General features: G+C 49.4%; 21 protein-coding genes and 1 riboswitch. Of the genes, 9 read left to right on the top strand and 12 right to left on the bottom strand.

What is annotated here, in order from left to right:
* Positions 1-14: 14 nt before the first annotated feature.
* The 4 genes from ftsX to ftsY form a co-directional block, all read right to left on the bottom strand.
* Positions 15-917: a permease-like cell division protein FtsX gene (gene ftsX / locus K4H28_RS16315; protein ID WP_221006186.1), complete on the bottom strand. Its 903-nt coding sequence runs from the start codon at positions 915-917 to the stop codon at positions 15-17.
* Between the two features lie 34 nt (positions 918-951).
* On the bottom strand, positions 952-1605 hold the full coding sequence (gene ftsE, locus K4H28_RS16310) for a cell division ATP-binding protein FtsE (RefSeq protein WP_221006185.1): 654 nt from the start codon (positions 1603-1605) through the stop codon (positions 952-954).
* The gene (locus K4H28_RS16305) at positions 1583-2110 is read right to left on the bottom strand and encodes a GNAT family N-acetyltransferase (protein ID WP_255573688.1); all 528 of its coding nucleotides are present in this window, start codon (positions 2108-2110) and stop codon (positions 1583-1585) included. Before K4H28_RS16305 ends, ftsE begins: the two co-directional genes overlap by 23 nt.
* Positions 2111-2215: 105 nt before the next feature.
* Positions 2216-3424 (bottom strand): signal recognition particle-docking protein FtsY, encoded by a 1209-nt coding sequence (ftsY, locus tag K4H28_RS16300; RefSeq protein ID WP_221006183.1) that lies wholly within the window; start codon positions 3422-3424, stop codon positions 2216-2218.
* Positions 3425-3492: 68 nt separating this feature from the next.
* Between ftsY and rsmD the strand changes: the two genes are divergently transcribed.
* The 3 genes from rsmD (at position 3493) to K4H28_RS16285 (ending at position 5602) form a co-directional block, all read left to right on the top strand.
* Positions 3493-4044, top strand: coding sequence for a 16S rRNA (guanine(966)-N(2))-methyltransferase RsmD (rsmD, locus tag K4H28_RS16295; RefSeq protein ID WP_221006182.1), 552 nt, complete (start codon positions 3493-3495; stop codon positions 4042-4044).
* A gap of 110 nt (positions 4045-4154) precedes the next feature.
* Positions 4155-4406, top strand: a complete 252-nt coding sequence (locus tag K4H28_RS16290) for a YfhL family 4Fe-4S dicluster ferredoxin (RefSeq protein WP_173532981.1) — start codon at positions 4155-4157, stop codon at positions 4404-4406.
* Between the two features lie 131 nt (positions 4407-4537).
* Complete coding sequence (locus K4H28_RS16285; protein WP_221006181.1) at positions 4538-5602, top strand: tetratricopeptide repeat protein; 1065 nt, start codon at positions 4538-4540, stop codon at positions 5600-5602.
* A gap of 113 nt (positions 5603-5715) precedes the next feature.
* Here the strand turns inward: K4H28_RS16285 and ahcY are convergent, their stop codons facing one another.
* The 3 genes from ahcY to metK all read right to left on the bottom strand — a co-directional run bounded on the left by ahcY (position 5716) and on the right by metK (position 9028).
* Positions 5716-7131 carry an adenosylhomocysteinase gene (gene ahcY, locus K4H28_RS16280; RefSeq protein WP_444542510.1) on the bottom strand — a complete coding sequence of 472 codons (1416 nt, stop codon included), beginning with the start codon at positions 7129-7131 and terminating at the stop codon, positions 5716-5718.
* A 60-nt stretch (positions 7132-7191) separates the two neighbouring features.
* Positions 7192-7278: riboswitch (S-adenosyl-L-homocysteine riboswitch) on the bottom strand.
* 74 nt (positions 7279-7352) lie between these two features.
* A complete protein-coding gene (locus tag K4H28_RS16275; protein WP_221006179.1) occupies positions 7353-7808 on the bottom strand; it encodes a hypothetical protein in 456 nt (151 codons plus the stop codon).
* Between the two features lie 47 nt (positions 7809-7855).
* Positions 7856-9028 (bottom strand): methionine adenosyltransferase, encoded by a 1173-nt coding sequence (gene metK / locus K4H28_RS16270; RefSeq protein WP_221006178.1) that lies wholly within the window; start codon positions 9026-9028, stop codon positions 7856-7858.
* 82 nt (positions 9029-9110) lie between these two features.
* On the opposite strand from metK, the gene K4H28_RS16265 reads away from it, so the two are divergent.
* Both K4H28_RS16265 and K4H28_RS16260 read left to right on the top strand, forming a co-directional pair.
* Positions 9111-10004: a lysophospholipid acyltransferase family protein gene (locus K4H28_RS16265; protein WP_221006177.1), complete on the top strand. Its 894-nt coding sequence runs from the start codon at positions 9111-9113 to the stop codon at positions 10002-10004.
* Positions 10001-10861 carry an LpxL/LpxP family acyltransferase gene (locus K4H28_RS16260; protein ID WP_221006176.1) on the top strand — a complete coding sequence of 287 codons (861 nt, stop codon included), beginning with the start codon at positions 10001-10003 and terminating at the stop codon, positions 10859-10861. Before K4H28_RS16265 ends, K4H28_RS16260 begins: the two co-directional genes overlap by 4 nt.
* A gap of 108 nt (positions 10862-10969) precedes the next feature.
* Here K4H28_RS16260 and K4H28_RS16255 read toward each other — a convergent pair whose 3' ends face one another.
* The 3 genes from K4H28_RS16255 to K4H28_RS16245 all read right to left on the bottom strand — a co-directional run bounded on the left by K4H28_RS16255 (position 10970) and on the right by K4H28_RS16245 (position 15358).
* Positions 10970-11371, bottom strand: coding sequence for a hypothetical protein (locus K4H28_RS16255; protein WP_221006175.1), 402 nt, complete (start codon positions 11369-11371; stop codon positions 10970-10972).
* A 121-nt stretch (positions 11372-11492) separates the two neighbouring features.
* Positions 11493-14234, bottom strand: coding sequence for a preprotein translocase subunit SecA (secA, locus tag K4H28_RS16250; protein WP_221006174.1), 2742 nt, complete (start codon positions 14232-14234; stop codon positions 11493-11495).
* Between the two features lie 245 nt (positions 14235-14479).
* Complete coding sequence (locus K4H28_RS16245) at positions 14480-15358, bottom strand: M23 family metallopeptidase (protein ID WP_221006173.1); 879 nt, start codon at positions 15356-15358, stop codon at positions 14480-14482.
* A 47-nt stretch (positions 15359-15405) separates the two neighbouring features.
* On the opposite strand from K4H28_RS16245, the gene K4H28_RS16240 reads away from it, so the two are divergent.
* From K4H28_RS16240 to K4H28_RS16225, 4 genes are all read left to right on the top strand, one after another.
* The gene (locus K4H28_RS16240; RefSeq protein ID WP_221006172.1) at positions 15406-15816 is read left to right on the top strand and encodes a DciA family protein; all 411 of its coding nucleotides are present in this window, start codon (positions 15406-15408) and stop codon (positions 15814-15816) included.
* Positions 15817-15901: 85 nt separating this feature from the next.
* Positions 15902-17467: an alpha/beta hydrolase gene (locus tag K4H28_RS16235; protein WP_221006171.1), complete on the top strand. Its 1566-nt coding sequence runs from the start codon at positions 15902-15904 to the stop codon at positions 17465-17467.
* A gap of 256 nt (positions 17468-17723) precedes the next feature.
* Entirely contained in the window at positions 17724-18548 is an 825-nt protein-coding gene (locus K4H28_RS16230) for an undecaprenyl-diphosphate phosphatase (protein ID WP_221006170.1), read from the top strand.
* 212 nt (positions 18549-18760) lie between these two features.
* Entirely contained in the window at positions 18761-19636 is an 876-nt protein-coding gene (locus tag K4H28_RS16225; protein ID WP_221006169.1) for a DMT family transporter, read from the top strand.
* 4 nt (positions 19637-19640) lie between these two features.
* Here the strand turns inward: K4H28_RS16225 and K4H28_RS16220 are convergent, their stop codons facing one another.
* Complete coding sequence (locus K4H28_RS16220; RefSeq protein ID WP_221006168.1) at positions 19641-19994, bottom strand: hypothetical protein; 354 nt, start codon at positions 19992-19994, stop codon at positions 19641-19643.
* A gap of 87 nt (positions 19995-20081) precedes the next feature.
* A complete protein-coding gene (locus K4H28_RS16215) occupies positions 20082-22097 on the bottom strand; it encodes a S8 family serine peptidase (protein WP_221006167.1) in 2016 nt (671 codons plus the stop codon).
* Positions 22098-22437: the final 340 nt, after the last annotated feature.

The following is a 22437-nucleotide window of genomic DNA, read 5'->3' as shown; positions in this document are numbered from 1 at the left end:
ACGAAGTAAGAAAATTAGCGATATTGGTATAAATACCGTGCCACAGCGAACACCGCCCCCACCACACACAACAATGCCGTAGCGGCGCAAACGACCAAAATCGTTAGCCAATCCGGTGCCAACAAACTCACCGACTGACCATAGGAATGGGCCAACTCAATCACCGCTGGATTCACATACGAGACCAAACCCCACACGATCAACACAGCCACTCCGCCACCCAACGCACCTTGCACCACAGCGGCATGCATAAATGGCCGCCGGATAAATGAATCGGTTGCACCGATTAGCTTGGCAACTTCAATCTCGTCTCGTCGCGTTAAAATCTGCATTCGAATCGCATTACCAGTAATTAGCACTAAAGCCAGTGCCAACAAACCCGCGACAACCTCAAAAATAACTTGCCCCAAATCAGTAATCCGCGCCAAACGGCGCGCCCAATCCGAATCAAGCTGCACTTCTTCGACGATCGTGATCGAGGCCAATTCTTTTTTCAGCCCTTCTAGTGCAAGAGGATCATTATCCTTCGCCAGCAGTACAAACGCATCGGGCAGCGGGTTTTCTGGCAAGCCTGCCGTTAAATCGTTAGTGCCTAAATTGGCCTGAAGATTTTTAAGCGCGATATCTTTAGGTACGAATTCGACTTTCTCCCAGCGAGCATCGGCGTTGAGCGTGCTTTTCAAAGCTGTCACCTCCTCGCTACTAGCGCTGGTGCGGATGAAAATAGACAACTGTGGATCGACCGAAACTTGTGCCGTAATACTCGACAAACTCGTAATCAACACCCACAAAGCCAGCGGTAATGCAGCAGTAATGCCGATCACCAATAAATTGAGCATGCTACCCACCGGATGGCGAAACAAATTACCCAGCGTGCGCGTCAATGCTAAAAAATGCAGACGGAACCAATGCTTCATATTTTCTTCCCTTTTGCGCCAATCAATGTCGCGCTTAAGCGGTAAATTGCCCGTGTTTCAAGCGCAAAATACGGCGGCCGTAATCAGCCATCAAAGATTCATCGTGCGCCGAAATCAAAATCGTCACGCCCACTTGGTGGAAGGATTTAAACAATTCCAAAATATCGTGTGCGTAATCGCTGTCCAGATTGGCCGTTGGCTCATCGGCCAGCAAAATCGACGGCCGATGCACCACTGCGCGCGCGATGCACAAGCGTTGTTGCTCACCACCAGAAAGTGACACTGGATTAAGTTTTTCTTTACCCGCCAAACCGACTTTATCGAGCGCTGCCAACACGCGGCGGCGACCTTCGGCGTGATCAAAGCCAATAATATCGAGCGGCAAACGCACATTATCAAACACAGTGCGATCAAACAAAATTTTGTGGTCTTGAAAAATTAATCCAATATGTCGCCGCACAAACGGTAACGATGCACGGCTCATCCGCGCTAGATTTTGCCCATTGAGTAGCACCGAACCACTGGTTGGCTTTTCAATGCCCGCCATCAATTTGAGTAAAGTCGATTTCCCTGCACCCGAATGACCAGCCAAGAAAACCAGCTCACCATCAGGCACTTCAAAACTAAGGTTTTTAATGGCATCAAAGCCACCGGGATAACTTTTACTAACTTGTTGAAATTGAATCATTCGAATCCTTCGCGCTCAACTGAGCCGCCCAAGCTATGCGATAAAGATATTTCACTAACTCCACTTGGCCTTCGTTGCGCCAATTCACCATTTCACGGCCAGACTCGATAAATCCAAGTTTGCTCAGCACCTTGCCGCTGGCGGGGTTGCTTAGTAAATGCGATGAGGTCATTTGCCGCGTGTTTGGCAAAGATAAAACATACGGCACCAGTGCTTGTGCAGCTTCGGTCGCAAAACCTTGCCCCCAATACGCAATCCCAAGCCAATAACCTAACTCGGCCGAGTCGCCGTCCAAACTCGCCCCCACGCAACCGATCAAATCACCGTTGCGCAAACACACCGCAAACATCCCTTCTTTGGCACGATTAAGTTGCGACCAACGGATAAAATCAACCGCCATCGACAATTCATAGGGATAAGGAATGCGCCCCGTTTTGCTGGCGACCTGCCATTCTCCCGCTAGTTGCGCAATCATTGCGGCATCACTGTCTTGCAGTGGCCGCAATAATAGTCGCTTAGTAGAAAGAGTATGTAGCAAAAATTCACACCCATTTTTTTATTAAGGTATTTCAATACAGCCATTATTTAATAATGGCTTGATGAAAATACCCTACTCAAACAAGGCATCAATATAATCTTTTGCCGCAAATGGTCGTAAATCATCAATCGACTCACCAACGCCGACAAAGCGCAGCGGCACTGGACGATTTTTAGCAATCGCCGCGATCACGCCACCTTTGGCGGTACCATCGAGCTTGGTGAGTACCAAGCCGGTCAAACCGAGCGCATCGTCAAACGACTTCACCTGTGCCAACGCGTTTTGCCCCGTATTGGCATCCAGCACCAGCATAATTTCATGCGGCCCAGTAGGATCCGCTTTTTGCACCACGCGTTTTACTTTTTTGATTTCTTCCATCAAATGCAATTGCGTCGGCAAACGCCCAGCGGTATCAACAATCACCACATCGATGCCACGCGCTTTGGCGGCATTCACCGCGTCAAACGCTACCGCCGCCGCATCGCCCGACGCTTGCGCAATCACTTGCACGCCATTGCGCTCGCCCCAAACCACTAACTGCTCACGCGCCGCAGCGCGAAACGTGTCGCCAGCCGCCAGTAATACCGAGAGATTTTGCGATTGAAAATATTTAGCCAGCTTGCCAATGCTGGTGGTTTTACCGGCACCGTTTACGCCCGCAACCATCAGAATGAATGGCTTATGGCCCGATACATCGAGTGGAATCTCTAGAGGCTGGATTAAATCAGTCAAACTGCTTTTCAGCGCATCTTTAAGTTCGCCGGAGTCTTTCAAGCCTTTGAGCGAGACACGTTCGCGCACATCTTTAAGTAGATGCTGCGTCGCATCGACACCCATATCGGCGGTCAATAAGACGGTTTCGAGTTCTTCGTATAATTCTTCATCAATCTGGCCACCGCCAAATACGCTGGCCAGACTTTTACCGAGCTTGTCGCGCGTTTTGGCCAAGCCCATCTTCAAACGCTCAGTCCACGATAATTTAGGGCGCTCTTGCGGCTGGGCCAAATCGCTCGGCGGCACAAAGGCATCGGCGCGCGGCGCTTCAGCTGCCACAGTCGGCGCAACAGGTACTGGTACTGGCGTAGTCGCTTCGACAACCGTAGCAACCTTCGCAACGATCTCAGGTGCGATTTCGGCAGGAGAATGTAGTTCAATCGGTGAATCAAGCAGTGCCGTCGGAGCGGCTGGAGCCGCTGGAACTACGTCTGCGACGACTTCGGTAACAACTTCTGCGACAATTTCTGCCTCAGGTGGCTTCTTTTTTTTAAAAAAACTAAACATGGCGTTGGCGAGTATCCTGCAAATCGAGGAAAATGGTTGATTAGTAGCGATTTTAACGCGGAGCAGTGATGTCAGCACAGCATAAAAATCAGGTTCGTATTATTGGCGGTCAATATAACCGCCGTATTTTAAAATTTCCGGACTCCTTAGCACTGCGCCCCACGCCAGATCGCGTGCGTGAAACCTTATACAATTGGCTAGGCCAAGATTGCACCGGCATGCTGTGCCTCGACCTTTTTTCCGGCAGCGGCGCACTCGGCTTTGAAGCCGCCTCACGCAATGCCAAAAAAGTGGTCATGGTCGAAGCGGCTAAGCCCGTATTTGCCGCCATCAAAAGCAATAAGGAGCTTCTCAAGGCAGATCACATCGAACTGTACTGTGGCACTGCGGAACGCTATCTTTCCACCTGCAAAGAACAATTCGACTTAGTACTACTTGATCCGCCGTTTGCGACCGATTTGCTTAACGAAATTCTGCCGCAAATTGTGCCTTTTCTCGCCCCCGAAGCGCGAGTTTATATCGAATGCGCCACGCTACCTGAGCTTACTGAGTGGGAAGTCTTGCGCGAGGGCAAAGCGGGCACCGTCAAATATGCATTATTGTGCCGTGCATCGGCTTAATTAGATACTTTTTCCAACCCTACTCTCAGTAAGGTTGTGACTTACGCTCGAAAGTGGGAAAATCCCCAACATACGGAATACCCGACTATTTTACTAAGGAATTGTCAACCATGGCTCTTATTATCACTGACGAATGCATTAACTGCGATGTTTGCGAACCAGAATGTCCAAATAGCGCGATTTCACAAGGTGAAGAAATCTACGTCATCGACCCGAACCTGTGCACTGAGTGCGTTGGCCATTATGATGAACCACAATGCCAGCAAGTTTGCCCAGTGGACTGTATCCCGCTCGACCCAGAACACAAAGAAAGCAAAGAAGAATTACAAGCCAAATACCTGATTATCTCTGGCCAAGCTTAATTTTCTCAAAAGCAGATCGACCAGCGGGCATTTGCCCGCTTTTTTATTTGCTATAGGATTAGTAATTATTAATATACTTAATTAAGCACGCCAAATAATGCGTGCTTGCACCGAAGCGGTAGGAGAAAATAATGGGTACGTACAATTTACGCACTGAGATTGAAGAAACCCTCAACATTGCGCGTAGCTTGATCCATACCGACCCCGATGAAGCGCTACGCCTCGCTCGTTTTGTCACTGATCGTGCCGCCAGCATTGAAGATCGCAATTCGCAAGCTTTGGCAGCCTTGATTATCGCACTGGCATTTCGTGCCATTCCAAGTGCCAAAGAAGATGAGCGCGAAGCTGCCGCCGCCACTGCAAGCCTATTAGCGCTACAAAATGACTTAGATGATGCTTGGATTGATGCGATTGACTGTCACGCAGATGTCTCCTACGACACCGGTAACTATAATGAAGCGATGGACTTGTGGCTGCAATTACTTGAAGTTGGTCTTGAGCGTCGTTGGCCCAAAGCAATCGCCCGCGCTTATATCGGAGTCGGCAAACTGTTCTTTATTTATGAAGACCCACAAAGCAGCCTTGAAGCCCACCTCAAAGTCACGCCACTACTGAGCGAGATTGCCGATAAAAACATCCACGTTTGCCACTATTTGAACGTCGCCGCAGCGCAACTGCATTTACACAATGAATTGGCTTCAAACCAAGCGCTAGATCTCGCAGAAAGCGCACTAATTGAACTGGCTTTTTGCGAATATGAACCAGAGCTTTACTATTATCGTGGGCATTTACTACGAAACGCAGGGCAAAAAGAAGCCGCAAAACAACAATTCGAACGCGCATTTGCCCTCAATGGGCGCAGCAGCAATTATTGGGGAAAAGTCGTCAATATGATTGCGATTGGAGAGCTGCATTTAGCGCAAAACGAAACCCATTCCAGTCATTATTTTATGCAGCAAGCACTGGATGCCGCGGCCAGTATTCCCGCTAAATATTTATTAATGTTAGCGCACGCAGGTTTAGCACAAACCTATGCCGCAAAAGGTCAGACCGACTTAGAGTTTACCCATTGGCAACAGCATTTTGAAATTGCAGAAGAAATCAACACAGGGAAAACTAGCCAACGCTTGGCCACCTTCAAACGGCACTCCTTGCAGCAACGCGTGCACGAGCTTGAAGACAGCTTAAACAACTAGACGGTATTTGACTGTAGATGATATTTATCATTGCTTAGCAAGCAATACGTACGAAAAAGCCCCGAATTTAAATCGGGGCTTTTGCTTTAATCTGCTAGCAGATTAATAAGTTATCAATAACGGTAATGTGCTGGCTTGTAAGGGCCTTCTTTTGGCACATTGATGTACGCCGCTTGCTCATCGGTCAACACAGTCAATTTCGCGCCGATTTTTTTCAAATGCAGGCGAGCGACCATTTCGTCCAAGTGTTTTGGCAATACATACACGCCGACCGGGTATTGATCTAATTTGGTGAACAATTCGATTTGCGCCAATACTTGGTTCGCAAACGAATTTGACATCACAAATGATGGATGGCCCGTACCGCAACCCAAGTTCACCAAACGACCTTCGGCCAACAAGATAATGCGTTTGCCATCAGGGAATACGATGTGATCCACTTGTGGCTTGATATTGTCCCATTCGTACTGACGCAAGCTAGACACTTGAATTTCAGAATCAAAGTGACCGATATTGCACACAATCGCGTTATTACGCATGCGCACGAGGTGTTCGTGGGCGATCACGCTCACGTTACCGGTTGTCGTTACGAAGATGTCAACTTGATCAACCACATCATCCAAAGTCACTACGCGGTAGCCTTCCATCGCCGCTTGCAATGCGCAAATCGGGTCGATTTCGGTAATCATCACCGTCGCGCCAAGGCCACGCAATGATTGCGCTGAGCCTTTACCCACATCGCCGTAACCTAAGACCAGCGCCACTTTACCTGCGACCATCACGTCGGTTGCACGTTTGATCGAGTCAACCAACGATTCGCGGCAGCCATAGAGATTGTCGAATTTCGATTTCGTTACTGAATCGTTAACGTTAATCGCAGGGAAAGCCAATTTGCCTTGCTCGAACATTTGATACAGTCGATGCACGCCAGTCGTGGTTTCTTCGGTCACGCCTTTGATCGCCGCCAAACGCACTGAATACCAAGTTGGATCTTTGGCGATTTGTGCTTTGATCGCCGCGTACAACACGGTTTCTTCTTCGTTCGTTGGATTGGCAACCACGCTCAAATCGCTTTCAGCGCGCGTACCCAAATGCAGCAACAACGTCGCGTCACCGCCGTCATCCAAAATCATATTCGCGTATTGTGGAGCGCCGTTAGCATCCACACCAAATTCAAAAATTTGATGCGTGAATTGCCAATATTCTTCGAGCGACTCACCTTTAAAAGCAAATACTGGCGTACCGGCAGCAGCAATGGCTGCAGCGGCATGATCTTGCGTTGAGAAAATATTGCATGACGCCCAACGTACGCTCGCGCCCAAAGCTTGCAAGGCTTCGATCAAAACGCCAGTTTGAATGGTCATGTGGATTGAGCCAGCAATGCGCGCGCCTTTCAGCGGCTGCGCGGCAGCGTATTCGTCACGCACGGTCATTAGACCCGGCATTTCGGTTTCAGCGATGTTGAGTTCTTTGCGGCCCCAGGCTGCAAGGCTCATATCGGCTACGTGATAGTCTTTGAATTCGGCCACGATAATACTCCATGTGGCCGGGTCGATGCTCACCGTCATCGAACCCGGCAGGGTTTGAACGAATGGTGAGCGCCGTTGGATTGGATAGTACCGAGCCTGACTCGCCAGGCCTGGATAAGGCCGGCGGCTGCAGCGCCCCTCGGTGACGGGATTCTAGCGCAAAAACAGCCGGCTGGCAGCAGATTAAACTGCAAACCTGCCGACCAGTGGGTAGGCTGAGCTTAGGCCGCTGGCAACGCTAAGCCACCGCTGGCGGCTTGGGCAATTTCTGCAGTAGCTTCAGCATCTTGCAACACAGGTCGCATCACAATCAACAAGTCACTGCCCTTCACTTCTTCCAAAAGGGTATCTGGCGCTGTATCTTGCTGCATAAAGCCTTCAGACAAATACACCGATAGCGCATCTTTAGGCACCAAGGCCCAGCACACTTCGCGACCAATCCAGCGTCCCAATTGCTGTAATAAAAGCTGCAACACATCGGCATCGCGCGCAATCACGCTATCGAGCCGAATCAAGCCACGCGCCATCACCACGCGTAATCCGCCACACCACTCGCCTTCGTCTTCAGCCAGCAGCACCATATCAGCAAGCGTTGGCGCGGCTTGGCCAGCGTCAATAAACCAAGCGCTCAGTTTGCGGTATTCGGCAGGGGAAGCCAGTCTTGTTAAAATCGCCATTTTGAAACTCCTACAAAATAAAAGGTGGACCTCAGTCCACCTTTTTATCACTTCAGGCCAGCCGCTGCTTTGAGCTGTTCGACCTTATCAGTTCGTTCCCACGTAAAATCGGGCTCTTCACGACCAAAATGACCGTACGCTGCGGTACGGCTATAGATTGGGCGTAACAAGTCGAGCATTTTGATAATGCCTTTCGGGCGCAAATCGAAGTGTTCTTTAATGATGTCAACGATTTGATCGTTTGGAATCACACCGGTATCCCATGTATCAACCATGATCGATACCGGTTGTGCCACACCAATCGCGTACGACACTTGCACCAAGCATTGCTTCGCAATACCCGCAGCAACGATGTTTTTCGCTACATAACGCATAGCATACGCAGCAGAACGATCCACTTTTGATGGATCTTTACCCGAGAAAGCACCGCCGCCGTGTGGCGCAGCACCGCCGTAGGTATCAACAATAATTTTACGACCAGTCAAACCACAATCGCCCATTGGGCCACCGATCACAAAACGACCTGTTGGATTCACGAGGAATTTGGTGTTTTCAGTAATCCACTCACTCGGCAATACTGGCTTAATGATTTGCTCAATCACCGCTTCTGACAATTGCACGTGCGACACGTCTGGATGATGTTGAGTCGACAAGACCACGGTATCGACTTCTTTGACTTTACCGGTAGCGCCATCGTAACGCAGCGTCACTTGTGATTTTGCATCTGGGCGCAACCATGGCAAGCGGCCATCTTTACGTAATTCGGCTTGGCGTTGCATCAAGCGATGCGAGTAATAAATCGGAGCGGGCATCAATTGCGGTGTTTCATCGCACGCATAGCCAAACATCAGGCCTTGGTCGCCAGCGCCCATATCCAAATCAATGCCTTCGCCTTCGTTCACGCCTTGGGCGATGTCAGGCGATTGCTTGTCGTAGGCAACCAAAACAGCACACGTTTTGTAATCAAAACCAATGTCAGAATGATCGTAACCAATCCGTTTGATCGTATCGCGAGCGATTTGGATGTAATCGATATTAGCGTGCGTGGTAATTTCACCCGCCAACACCACCAAACCGGTATTCACCAAAGTTTCAGCGGCAACGCGGGCGTGTTTATCTTGGGTGAAAATCGCGTCTAAAATCGCATCAGAAATTTGATCGGCAACTTTATCTGGATGACCTTCGGAAACGGATTCAGAAGTAAATAGAAAATCTTTCATTGGGAGGATTACCTTCGGTTACATGACCACGACGGGCCAATCGCAGCTACAATCTAAGGTCTTCAATTGACGAACATCCACTATGCTACTGACGTTCTGCAAATTACTGGCCAAATTGCCACTGCCCTTGTTGCAAGCACTGGGTTGGGTGATCGGTTGGCTGGTCTGGCTGGGCAGTGCCCACCATCGCAAAGTTCTGACCACCAATCTCAAACAAAGTGCGATTGCGAAAAATGAGCTCGATTATACCCGATTACTTCGCTCAAGTATTCCCGCTCACGGTATTGCAGCATTAGAATTATTGGTGCACTGGATGAGACCCATTACTGATTTGATGGACTTGGTGCATGAAAAACGCGGCTGGGAGCATGTCGAAACGGCGCTCGCAGCTGACAGACCGATTATTTTTGTTTCACCGCACTTGGGTGCGCTGGAAATGGTGGGTGTATGCATCGCTGGACTAATCCCTAAAAAGCTTGCACCGCTATACCGACCTCCAAAGCAGTCATACCTTGAGCCATTAATGATTTATTCGCGCTCGCGCAGCGGTGCTGAGCCCGCGCCTGCCAATGCCTCCGGCGTGCGTGTTTTACTCAAAACACTCAAACAAGGCGGAGTGGCGTATCTACTACCCGACCAAGCACCCGGTGGTGGCGAAGGCGTGTGGGCGCCTTTCTTTAATAAGCCTGCCTACACGATGACACTACTATCGAAGATGGTGAAGTCGAGTAATGCCATCATTTTGCCGTGCTACGTTGAAAGGCTAGGCATTGGCAAGGGCTATCGTTTCCATATTCAGCCATTTGTAGGCGAATTTAATGGCGATGTCGAACACGACGCCACCCTACTCAATCAGAATATTGAAAATTTAATCCAACAAATACCTGAGCAGTATTTCTGGAGTTACAGTCGCTATAAACACCCTGCGGGCGCGCCGCTTTCGCCCGAAACACCAAACGCGGAGCCGTCTGAATGAAATACAAATTCGCCTCAGCACTACTGTGGTTACTCCACCTATTACCATTTCGTGTCATGCAATGGATTGCGATTCCACTCGGCTCACTGCTATTTTTCATCTTCGGCCGCCGTCGTAAAGTGGGGCTGACTAATCTTAAATTGTGCTTTCCTGAATGGAGTCCAGCTCGCCGACGCACCGTGTTGCGCCAGCACTTTATTGCGATGACCAGCACATTACTGGGCTACAGTATCTTGCTGCACGCCAGTAAAAATAGACTGCGCAGACTCATACACATTGAAGGTTTTGAGCATTTCACTGCGGTGCAAGATCGCCCAATTATCATGCTCGTGCCGCATTTTCTGGGCTTAGACTACGGTGGCATGGGCTACATCATGGACCACAAAGGCAGCAGCATGTACGCAGAACAACGCGGTGTCTTTCATGAGATCAGTCTTAAAATTCGCTCTCGCTATAATGACCCAGTCCTAATCAAACGCACAGATGGCATTCGATCTATTGTGCGTTCACTGAAGTCTAAACTGCCGTTTTACTACCTACCCGACCAAGATATGGGCCCCCAACAATCCATTTTTGCCCCATTCTTTGGCGTTTCCACGGCAACTTTGCCCATGCTCGGTAAACTTGCCGAAATGACCAATGCCGTCGTCATTCCCGTCATTACAACGATTGCCAAAGGTCATGTCGTTTCGCGTTATTACCCTGCATGGGAAAATTTCCCGAGTGGCGATATGCTGGCGGATACGACCCGAATGAACCAATTCATCGAAGACATCGCCCGTGAACATCCGAGCCAATATTATTGGTTACATCGGCGTTTTAAAACTCGGCCTGAGGGCGAAGCTAGCGTTTACTGAACACGCCCCAACCTGCCCCTATAACTCCACAATAAAAACCCTGCTCATTTTCTGCAGGGTTTTTATTGACGTTTAAAAAAGAGCATCGCTCCAATGATCTAGCGCGGCCTAATCATCATACCGATGTTTGTTATGTCCATGACCGTGGCCACGTCCTCGATCATAGTCATTGCGATAATAACGATCCCGATAAGCTTCGCGATACCAACTATCTTTCACAAAATAAACTGGGCGACCACACGCGCCATACGCAGCGCAATGGCGACTCCATTGTTTAGTATGTCCTGGTGGGACACGCAGATAAAGCGGTGGGTAGCTATACCTCGATTGATGAACAATAATCGGGCGTTCATAAATCACTTGTGGCTGATAACGCTGCCCCATTTCGATATTGCCATAAAAATCAGGATCGCCCAGATGAATGGTTACGCTGACATTGGCGGCACTCGCGCTCAAGGCTGCAGCGCTCAAAAGGAGTGCTGCGATGTATTTACTGCAGTTGATTTTCATAATGTTTCTCCGTGAATCACACTGGTTTTTCACAGTATCAAGGAGCCGAACTGAATCAATCATGAATACGCAGGCAATAAAAAACCCCGCAGTTTGCGGGGTTTTCTGTGAGGTCTGGCGTTTAAGCCAATTGACCATGGCAATGCTTGTATTTCTTACCTGAGCCACACGGACAAGGGTCATTGCGGCCTACGCCTGAAAATTGGATTTTGACTCCACTGTCTTCTTGCATCGCCGCCATCAAGGCTTCACGAATTTTTTCTTCATCACCGCTGGCTAGAATTTCTTCAAGCGCCTGATGAGAGAATTGCATCGCTGATTCTGGCACTTCGTGCTGCTGCACTTCTGGCAAATCTTCTGGACCGCGAATTTGCACGGTCATAATGAGTTTCAGTACATTGCGTTTAATGTTATCCAGCAAGCTAGAGAACAATTCAAACGCTTCACGTTTGTATTCTTGTTTCGGATTTTTCTGTGCGTAACCGCGCAAATGAATACCTTGGCGCAAATGATCAAGAGCCGACAAATGATCACGCCAATGTTGATCGACATGCTGCAACAAGACTGAACGCTCAAAGTTACGGAAGTTCGTCTCGCCCGCTTGCTCTACTTTGCTATCGTAGGCCGCTTTTGCAGCCGCCAACACACGTTCTTTCATTTCATCAATCGTGAGTGAAGTTTCATTTTTTACCCACTCAGCCACATTCACACCAATGTGCATTTCAGCCAATTCAGCTTCAAGGCCTTCTGCATTCCACAATTCTTCCATTGAATTAGGTGGAATGTATTGATCAAACAAATCACTAATCGTGCTATTGCGCATCGCATTGATGGTTGCGGAAACTTCTTCGCTTTCCAAAATTTCATTGCGTTGGCCATAAATCGCTTTGCGTTGCTCGTTGGATACATCATCGTATTCCAGCAATTGTTTACGCATATCGAAGTTGCGGCCTTCCACTTTACGTTGTGCCGACTCAATCGCACGCGACACCATACCCGCTTCGATTGGCTCGCCTTCTGGCATTTTGAGTTTGTCCATCACATAGGCAACGCGGTCACCGGCAAAAATACGCAATAAGGTATCTTCAAGCGACAGGTAGAAACGACTAGAACCTGCATCACCTTGACGACCAGAGCGACCACGAAGCTGATTGTCGATACGGCGAGAATCATGGCGCTCAGTACCAATAATATGTAAACCGCCTGCAGCCAGAACGGCATCGTGTTTCACTTGCCACTCGGCTTTCAATTGCGCGATTTGTGCTGCACGTGCCGCCTGATCCAAGCTTTCGTCGTGTTCGATTTCTTTCAATTCACGCTCGATACTGCCGCCGAGCACAATGTCGGTACCACGACCGGCCATATTGGTCGCAATCGTCACCTGAGCAGTAGCGCCTGCTTGCGCCACGATCTGGGCTTCTTTCGCGTGATGTTTAGCGTTCAATACATTGTGCGCAATCCCATCGGCAGTCAGAATGCCAGATAGTAGTTCAGACTGCTCAATCGAGGTTGTACCCACCAAAGTTGGTTGTCCGCGCTCTACGCAGCTTTTAATATCCGCAATAATTGCTTTGTATTTTTCGTTCGCGGTTTTGAACACCTGATCTTGGCGATCATCGCGCAGCATTGGCTTGTTGGTCGGGATAATGACCGTTTCCAAACCATAAATTTGCTGGAATTCGTACGCTTCAGTATCGGCGGTACCGGTCATGCCCGATAATTTGGCGTACATGCGGAAATAGTTTTGCAGCGTAATCGTGGCTAGCGTTTGGTTTTCTTGCTGAATTTCAACGCCTTCTTTGGCTTCAACGGCTTGATGCAAGCCTTCTGACCAACGACGACCCGACATTAAACGACCAGTATGTTCATCAACGATAATGATTTCGCCGTCCATAACGACATAGTGCTGGTCTTTATTGAAGAGCGAGTGTGCACGTAGTGCCGCGTTCAAGTGATGAATCAGGCTGATGTGTGCCGCGTTGTAAAGGTTTTCACCTTCTGGTAACAAACCCATATCAGACAGAATCGCTTCTACCTTTTCGTGACCAGATTCAGACAGCATCACCGTGTGCGCTTTTTCATCGACCCAGTAATCGCCCTCACCTTCTTCTTCAGTTTGAGCTGTCAATTGGCCTGGGATGCCATTCATTGCCTTATACAAATCGGTATTGTCGTCAGCAGGGCCAGAGATGATCAGCGGGGTACGCGCTTCGTCGATCAAAATCGAATCCACTTCATCAACAATCGCGAAATTCATACCGCGTTGTACGCGCTCACCGACGGTGAACACCATATTGTCGCGCAGGTAATCAAAACCAAATTCGTTATTGGTTCCGTAAGTGATATCGCACTCATAGGCCGCTTTTTTGTCTTCGTGTGCCATTTGGCCCAAGTTAACGCCGCACGTCATGCCTAGGAATTCAAACAACACGGCCATCGTGTCACGGTCACGTTTTGCCAAGTAATCATTCACCGTAATCACGTGAACGCCCTTACCCGACAATGCATTGAGGTAAGCGGCCAAGGTCGCTACCAAGGTTTTACCTTCACCGGTACGCATTTCGGAAATCTTGCCTTGGTGCTGTACTAAACCACCAATGAGCTGAACATCGAAATGACGCAAGCCCAAGCTGCGTTTTGCGCCTTCACGGCACACGGCAAAGGCTTCGGGCAGGATTTGGTCGAGTGTTTCACCCTTGGCTAAACGGGCTTTGAATTCTTCGGTTTTGGCGCGGAGCGCCTCATCAGTCAGCGCAGCCATGGTAGGCTCAAGCGCATTAATCTGCTTTACGATGGCACCGTATTGTTTGAGCAAACGGTCATTACGGCTTCCGAAAACTTTTTTAAGCAGAGTCGAGATCATCTTGTGCTACCAGTTGTTTAGCCTTTTGTAGGCTTTTTTTAATTAAAAAGTAGATAAGCAAACGTTTTAGCCTAAGGCCACTCAGTCTTACATCGTTGTCTTGCCTTGACGTACACATTGTACTGTCTGCGGCTTTGGACGCCTTGCCATAAAACTTTTGCACATCTCTTACATCGGCGAATTGAAAAGCTATTACGCCTATGTGGTTCCACCCTGAAGGAATTTCAAGCTGACACGCAATTCTTTCATTTCTGCGCAACGGCTGTATTGCCAGCATCAATGAATCGCAAGGGATTTTGCGCTACGCCACGGTAGCGAATTTCAAAATGCAAATGCGGCCCTGTTGAACGCCCCGTACTACCTAGCAAGGCCACCGTATCACCCACTTTGACCGTATCGCCCATTTTCACCATCAAACGGCTAGCGTGAGCATACCGACTCGTGAGGTCGTTACCATGATCAAGCTCAATCATATTACCATATTGAGGATGGTAAGCCGCATACACCACCTTACCTGTCGCTGCTGCGACGACAGGTGTGCCAGTATCACCTTGGTAATCAACACCCTCATGAAACACCTGAGCGCCAGTAAATGGATCAACTCGCCAGCCAAAACTAGACGACTGCGGCGCAATGACCATGGGCGAGTGGCGTGGCAAATGCTCAGACTGCGGCGTCAACAGAACCGCCTCAGCCAAGGTGAGCTGGTCAATCAAAGCACTCATTTTGCCATCAGTCGTACCTAGCAAAGCCTCTAGCCCACTCAATGAAAATGATTGTCCTGGCTGAGCCAGTCCACCTTGCGGTGCAGCTTGCTGACTTAAAAACGGTTTAATATCAATGCCGGTTTTATCGCCCACTCGTGTAGCTAGGCCATCAAGCCGCGTGAGCTTGGCCTGCAACTGCCCTACTTGCACTGCCAAGGCATCAATTTCACTTTGCCTATCATGTTGGCCGGGCATTAATCTTAGTAGTGGCTCAACCCGATTGGGCGCAAACAACATCCCCAATCCAAATGCCGCAGCACCAATTAATAGCGTTAAAATCAAACCCAAGGCCAGCAGTTCGCGCTGGCCTAGTGAAATTGCCTTATCCAGCCGATTGGAAACTAAAATAATGTTCATGCGTTTCTCCGCTTATGCAGCGTAAAAATATCTCTTTCGACGGTTTAATGAATCGAGACCACTCGCTCAAACGACTCATGCAGCAAGTGGATACGCTCAATCAAATCTTGGACATTGTCCGAAGTGCTCTACCCGCAGAAGTCGCCAACGTTTGCCAAGGTGTGGCATGGGCGGGAAGCGAATTGATGATTGCCGTGCCATTTAGTGCCGCAGCCACGCGAATTCGCCAAGCCGCACCCGATATCTTGCACGCATTGGGTTCGGCAGGTTGGCACGCTACCGCAATTAGACCGAAGGTGCAAGTTGCATTGCAACACGGAAATCCGATTCAAACCAAGAACTTACAAATCCCCGACGCAGCAAAAACAGCACTCAATGAACTAAGCCAGCAAGTCGACGATCCCGCGCTCAAGCAAGCACTGGCAAGCTTACTCAAGCATCACAGTGGTAAAAAATAGCGCAGGCTGCGGCTAAAAACGCCTTACACGGCGTTTTGTAATACGATGGCATCCAAATTTGAAAATACGATTGGAATCCACCGCGATGCTTCATTTACTACGCAAAGTAAGCAAACTCGTAATACTGATTGTCGTCGTGATTGGACTTACCGTACTCGGAGTCAGAGCATTTGAATTACGTAGTTTTCCTGAGCTTGAACTTTGGCATACTTATGTGCCCAAAGAATTGAGCATCGCCGAGTTCGACCAAGCAAAATGGCAAGATTTTACCCAAGCAGAGACACAAATTTTCCAGGCAGTTCTTTCCGAAGTCACTGGTAAGCTGCCGGAAGCGGCGCAAACAAAATTTAATCGCTACCACGCTAAAGCCAGCGTCTACCCGCCTAGTTTTAAAACCGATTGGAACCGCTCTTACGTACTTGAGCCTGCAGGCAAGCCCAAAGGTGCCGTGGTGTTATTGCACGGGCTCACCGATTCGCCTTACAGCTTACGGCATATCGCGCAACGCTATGTTGCCAATGGTTTTGCAGTGGTCGCCATTCGTCTACCGGGGCACGGTACTGTGCCAGCAGGATTAACAAATGTGAGCTGGGAAGAATGGATGGCCGCCACGCGCCTTGCCGTTCGTGAAGCAAAACGCATCGCGCCAGCAGAACTGCCACTCCATATCGTCGGTTTCTCGAACGGTGGCGCTTTAGCGGTGAAATACGCTGCCGATGCATTAGAAAATCCAGCGCTCGCCCGCCCCGACCGCCTCATTTTATTGTCACCGATGATCGGTGTAACTCGCTTTGCGCGTTTTGCTGGCGTAGCAGGTTGGCCAGCCATTTTGCCTTCGTTTGCCAAAGCGGCGTGGCTGAGTGTGGTACCTGAATTTAATCCATTTAAGTACAACTCGTTTCCAGTCAACGGCGCACGCCAGTCTTTCCGCTTAACTGAGGCGCTACAAGAGCAAATTGCCCTGCTCGCACAAAATGGCAAACTCAAAGACATCGCCCCCATCACCACTTTCCAATCGCTACTCGACTTTACCGTCAGCACCCCCGCGATTGTTTCTGGCCTATATGCCCACTTACCTGACAATGGCAGTGAATTAATGCTGTTTGATGCGAACCGCTCAATCAATTTTAACCCACTGCTGCGCCCAAGCACTGAAACGGCCTTGTCTCGCATGATGCCAAGCACACCTAAACAATACCAAATCACGGTAATTGGCAACGATGCGGCCGAGAAAGACAGCTTGAATACCATCGCCCGTACTTTTGCGCCAGGTGCGACAACTGCGACCCAACGAGCATTGGACATCCCTTATCCTGCCGATATTTTCTCCCTCTCGCATGTTGCAGTTCCTTTCCCAATGGACGATGCGCTGTATGGGGTAAATCCAGTCAAAGACGAATACTTTGGTATTCATCTGGGCACACTCGCCCCCCGTGGCGAGCGCGGCGCGCTGATTGTCAGCATGGACTTCATTACGCGGATGTCGGCCAACCCGTTTTATCCACTCATGATCGAACGTATTGATTCCGGCATTCAACAACCCAAACCACCAAAAGGAAAATCGACCCCACTCGCCACGCCCGTTGATTCGCAATTAGACGCGAAAGATTTTCTTCAACTCATCGATCAGCAGCCAGCGGATCAAATCTAGTAGACAAAAAAAACGGGCACCAAGGGCGCCCGATCAAATACAGGGAGAGTGATGAACAAAATGGAATCAAGTATTTTGCACATACACCTCTAAGAGCTTGGGCTCGCCAATTAGTTTCACAAGCCATGTGTGAAAATTCACACTCAGACACCAGAAAATTAACTACCACAGCTATTTTTGCTGACAACACACAAAACCACCATCAACGCCGCTTATAATCCAACCCCATCGAAAACCCACTTGAGCATCAGTCAGCATGGATCCAATTTTATTATTTCATTCCCTCATCATGGGCTTGGTGGAAGGGATTACCGAATTCCTACCGATTTCATCGACGGGCCATCTGATTCTCACTGGCGATTTGCTTAACTTCTTGCCAAAAGAAAAACGCAATGTGTACGAGATTTTCATCCAGCTCGGCGCAATGCTGGCGGTGATATGGGAATATCGCGCCAAATTCTGCACAACGCTATCCGGAATCAAGCGTCCAGGTAATGAGCGCAACTTATTTTTGGGCATTATCATTGCGTTTATTCCTGCGGCAATCCTCGGTTTATTATTCAGCAAAAGTATCAAAGAACATTTATTCCAACCGATTCCAGTTGCAACGATGTTTATCGTTGGCGGCTTAATTATTTTGTGGGCAGAGAAACGTCAGCATAGCGTTCGCGTTGAAACTGTGGATGACATCAGCCTCAAAGATGCGATCAAAGTCGGTCTCTGCCAATGCTTAGCCTTGATTCCCGGCACCAGCCGCTCAGGCGCAACGATTATTGGCGGCATGTTTATGGGCTTGTCGCGCAAAGCTGCGACGGAGTTCTCGTTCTTTTTGGGGATTCCAACACTGGGCGCAGCATCCATTTACAGCATCATCAAGTATCGCAATGAATTGAGCATGGATGATTTTGGCGTCTTCGCCGTAGGCTTTGTCGCCTCGTTCATTTTTGCCTTTATTGCCATCCGTGCCTTAATCAAATTCATTTCGACGCACACTTTCATTGTGTTTGCTTGGTATCGGATTGCTTTTGGTCTCGTGGTTCTGGCGACTTGGCACTTTGGGCTTGTGAATTGGACTGCATAAGCAATAAGGGTATTTGATTGTAGGCATTACCTAAAAACAACCACATCGCAATACCTATCGAAATTAGTAACATCCCAACACATTCAAAATCCCTTCGTCTCCGAAGGGATTTTTTTATTCCAACACTTCCTTGCTAATTACTGATGTTCCCAAGTAGCAAACAGGGTTCATTTTGCGGCACACTGCTGGATTACCTCTTTTATTGATCCAGCATGATGAGCATTCAGCGTCGCAACGGTATTTTCTTAATTGTTCTCTCTGCCGTTGCCTTTGGCTGGATGCCGATTTTTGGTAGCTGGGCTTATGATAGTGGCGTGAATACCCAAGGTTTATTGCTGATTCGCTTTAGTGTGGCTGGCTTGGTGATGGCAGCCGTTATGCTGATTCGCCGCGCCACATGGCCTAGAGGCCGAACTTTGCTGGGTTTAATGGCAATGGGCGGGATTGGTTATGTGGGTCAAGCTTTTGGCTATTTTTCCGCGCTACGCCACGGCTCGGCAGCTTTGGCTGCCTTATTGCTGTATGTCTATCCCGTTCTGGTGACCTTGGCCTGTGCGTTTTGGTGGAAAGAAAAACTCTCTGCGCGAACGTGGGTGGCACTGGGCTTGGCCTGCGTGAGCTTGATTCTCACCATCGGCCCTGCTGGTGGGCAATGGTTGGGCGTGATCTTTGGCCTATCGGCAGCGGTGATTTATTCAGGCTACATCATTGCGGGCAGCCGACTAACCCCCTTAGTCGGCGCTTTGCCTGCGGCAACGGTGGTGATGCTCTCCGCGGCGGGTAGTTTATGGCTGAGTACGCTCTGGAGCACGCCGACGTGGCCAACCACAACCGCCAGCTGGTCGGCGGCGGTGGCGATTGCTTTGGTTTCAACTGTGGTGGCGATTTTCGCCTTTTTGGCGGGATTGGATTATTTATCGGCCAGCGAAGCCTCGACGCTATCGACACTTGAGCCCGTCGTCAGTGTCTTGCTGGCAGCGTTTATTTTAGGCGAGCATTTATCCATGCTGCAGTGGCTGGGTGGTGCAGGTATATTAATCGCCGGCTTGATGATTGCGCTTGCGCCAGTGATACCCGCGCCTGAATAATCCCCTATTGCGCCGGCATCGTATGCATCAGTTGATCGGCTTCAATACTAGCGACAGTAACATCGAGTGCAATTTTCTGTAGGATCGGCTGCAATACCGCTGCGCTTTGTGCTGGCGTCAATTGCGCAACATAAAATCCGCCGCCCAATTCTCGCTCAAACGTCATCGCCAGCTTATGGCGCTGCGCCAATTGCGTCACCGCCTGCTCAGGCGCTACAGGCTTAACCTTAAATTGCACAATCACGCGCTCTATCATCGCAACAGGTTCACTGCTTGCGGTAGCACAAGCTGCGATCAACAAGATGCAACTCAGGCCTAACAGGCCGCGTTGCAACAATTTCATTCCGCGCATCAACATGATCTTGTCTCACAAAATTTGCAACTTCAATAAAAAATCCACCCTCGCACGACAACGACGGTGGATTTATTTTATGACTCTACTCTCTTATTTACGTTTTGCAGCGACTGCAGCTTGCTCAGCCCAAGGGCCCCATTGCGCTGCGCCAGGTTGCTCGCCTTTCGTCCACCATTTAGCAGCAAAAGTTTTGCCGTTAAACGCAACACATTGACCAGCGATATATGTTGCTGTTGCCGACCATGCGGGGCAATTTGGCGTTGGCGTAATCACCGGTGCTGGAGTAGCACTTGGCATTGTCGTTGGTGCTGCGGTTGGCGCAACCGTTGGTTTCGGCGTAATCACTGGCGCTGGGCTTGGCGTTACAGTACCGGTGCAAGCACCCACGTCTTGCCACAAGGTCAAGCTGGCTTTTGGATTCCAGTTTGTACCAACGTACGCCACATGCGTGGTACGCGCTTTATAGTTGCGACCATCAAACGTCACCAAATCGCCAACTGTAAAGGTTTTGCCTTCGCTCCATGCCACATAGCAGCCCGCAACTGGTGGCACTGGTGTTGGGGTTACCACTGGAGGTACGGTCGGTTTCGGCGTGACGACTGGCGGTAAAGTTGGTTTTGGTGTCACCACTGGCGGTGTCGTTGGGACTGGCGTCACAACAGGCTCGGTATTATCACCCGCCGATTGTTTCGCCAAACGCACTGCGCCTGCGGCATTCAAAATCCCTGCGCCGCAATTGCTAGTCGTGCACGTACTGCCGCTTGGGAACGCCGTGGCAGATTGTTTCAACAAGCTCACGACATCGTTAAATGTGAGTTTCGGATTGGCACTCAGCATCAAAGCCACCGCCGCAGCGACGTGGGGTGTCGCCATTGAGGTACCATTCATGCCGACGTAGCCCGCACCATTGGCCGACAAATCGACCCGATCCAAACTCTTATTTACGGTTGATGTAATACGTGTTGAACCATTCCCGCCGGGTGCCGCCAAGGTGATTTTGCTACCAAAATTGGAATAGCTAGCGCGTTCGCCCGCCTTGCCCGTCGCGCCAACCGTAATCACATTAGCGCAGTTGGCCGGCGTTGATTGTTGCGCGTCACGGTTTTCATTCCCCGCGGCAACAACAATGGTTACGCCCGCAGCCACCGCATCGTTAATCGCCGATTGGTAAAAGCTTGGGCAAGAACTTGAGCTGCCACCCAAACTCATATTAATGACTTTGGCTGGATTTGGATTTGGAATTGTCGGGTGAATACCTGCGGCCCAACGGATGCCGTCGGTAATATCAATCGATGAACCACCGCCCTTACCCAAGACACGAACCGGCAAGATTCGGGCGTTATACGCGCCACCAATCACACCAGCAGCGTTATAACCCAGCGCAGCAATCGTGCCTGCCACGTGCGAGCCATGGAAAGAACTGCTGCCAGTGCGTTGGCAAATTTGATTGCTCACATCCGTGCTAGTGCACCAATCACCTTGATCTAAAGCCGTCGCAACCGGCTTAATCGTTCGAGAGCCGGTCGTCCAATCGCAGGAACCGGCGCGATAGCAATCGCTAATAAAAGAGTACCCCGATGACGCATAATTGCCGCTAACAGGGCTTAGTTGGCCCAAATCAGGATGCGGTACATTACCCGTATCAATCACGCCAACGACCACACCTTGACCATTCACGTATTCCCAAGCGCCGATAAAATCCGCACCGTAATTGCTCGCCGGAACAACTGACTGCAAACCCCAGAGTGAGCTCCACAAACTATCAGTCGGTTGCGTCACGCCCATTGGGTACATCCACACATCGGCTTCCACCGATTCAAACTCACCGCTAGCTTCTAGCTTTTTCAAATACGCTTGCAAAGCCGCGCCCGATAAACCTTTTGGTAATTGCAAAACTTGCGACTGGCCATCCGCCATCGTTGAAACATGTTTAGCTTGGCCGTTGCTGGCTGCAGCAATCGTTTGGCTAATATCATCGGCACTGGCTGAACGCATCATCAGCGATGGTTTCAGCTTAACGACGATACGATCAACCACTTCGGCCTGCGCTTGCACGCCCAGAGCGGCCATCATCGCCCCGAGTAATACCTGATGTTTCAATTTCATTTTGTCTCTCCATCCTATTTTTTAAGTAGTTTTGCCTATTTGGGTCGAACAGCTTTTGAACATTGCCGGTGAAACCCGCAATACATTTTCAAACCGCTGTACAGTCGATGCTGTATTTTTAAACCCAATGGCGCAGAGAGCTTATTGCAAATGTCATAAATATTGGTGCTAGTACTTTCCCTAATCCAATACCAATCACACGAATGAAAATAAAAATATCAATAGTATTACCATACAGCCATTAATTATTAATGCCTGCAGATACATACACAACAAAATCAATTGCGAACTAAATCACACCAGCAATACTGAGAATGTATCCATTTTCTGCTTTTAGCAG

Origin of the sequence: Deefgea tanakiae (genome assembly GCF_019665765.1) — a bacterium.
Classification (GTDB): domain Bacteria; phylum Pseudomonadota; class Gammaproteobacteria; order Burkholderiales; family Chitinibacteraceae; genus Deefgea; species Deefgea tanakiae.
This window is presented reverse-complemented; position numbering and strand designations above follow the sequence as displayed.

Bases quoted from the DNA above. Each gene is read 5' to 3' on its own strand.
- metK (WP_221006178.1), bottom strand. From the start codon at position 9,028: ATGAAAGATTTTCTATTTACTTCTGAATCCGTTTCCGAAGGTCATCCA.
- K4H28_RS16260 (WP_221006176.1), top strand. From the start codon at position 10,001: ATGAAATACAAATTCGCCTCAGCACTACTGTGGTTACTCCACCTATTA.
- K4H28_RS16290 (WP_173532981.1), top strand. From the start codon at position 4,155: ATGGCTCTTATTATCACTGACGAATGCATTAACTGCGATGTTTGCGAA.
- ftsY (WP_221006183.1), bottom strand. From the start codon at position 3,424: ATGTTTAGTTTTTTTAAAAAAAAGAAGCCACCTGAGGCAGAAATTGTC.
- rsmD (WP_221006182.1), top strand. From the start codon at position 3,493: ATGTCAGCACAGCATAAAAATCAGGTTCGTATTATTGGCGGTCAATAT.
- K4H28_RS16215 (WP_221006167.1), bottom strand. From the start codon at position 22,097: ATGAAATTGAAACATCAGGTATTACTCGGGGCGATGATGGCCGCTCTG.
- K4H28_RS16220 (WP_221006168.1), bottom strand. From the start codon at position 19,994: ATGTTGATGCGCGGAATGAAATTGTTGCAACGCGGCCTGTTAGGCCTG.
- secA (WP_221006174.1), bottom strand. From the start codon at position 14,234: ATGATCTCGACTCTGCTTAAAAAAGTTTTCGGAAGCCGTAATGACCGT.
- ftsE (WP_221006185.1), bottom strand. From the start codon at position 1,605: ATGATTCAATTTCAACAAGTTAGTAAAAGTTATCCCGGTGGCTTTGAT.
- K4H28_RS16285 (WP_221006181.1), top strand. From the start codon at position 4,538: ATGGGTACGTACAATTTACGCACTGAGATTGAAGAAACCCTCAACATT.
- K4H28_RS16225 (WP_221006169.1), top strand. From the start codon at position 18,761: ATGATGAGCATTCAGCGTCGCAACGGTATTTTCTTAATTGTTCTCTCT.
- K4H28_RS16235 (WP_221006171.1), top strand. From the start codon at position 15,902: ATGCTTCATTTACTACGCAAAGTAAGCAAACTCGTAATACTGATTGTC.
- K4H28_RS16255 (WP_221006175.1), bottom strand. From the start codon at position 11,371: ATGAAAATCAACTGCAGTAAATACATCGCAGCACTCCTTTTGAGCGCT.
- K4H28_RS16275 (WP_221006179.1), bottom strand. From the start codon at position 7,808: ATGGCGATTTTAACAAGACTGGCTTCCCCTGCCGAATACCGCAAACTG.
- K4H28_RS16230 (WP_221006170.1), top strand. From the start codon at position 17,724: ATGGATCCAATTTTATTATTTCATTCCCTCATCATGGGCTTGGTGGAA.
- K4H28_RS16245 (WP_221006173.1), bottom strand. From the start codon at position 15,358: ATGAACATTATTTTAGTTTCCAATCGGCTGGATAAGGCAATTTCACTA.
- K4H28_RS16265 (WP_221006177.1), top strand. From the start codon at position 9,111: ATGCTACTGACGTTCTGCAAATTACTGGCCAAATTGCCACTGCCCTTG.
- ftsX (WP_221006186.1), bottom strand. From the start codon at position 917: ATGAAGCATTGGTTCCGTCTGCATTTTTTAGCATTGACGCGCACGCTG.
- K4H28_RS16240 (WP_221006172.1), top strand. From the start codon at position 15,406: ATGAATCGAGACCACTCGCTCAAACGACTCATGCAGCAAGTGGATACG.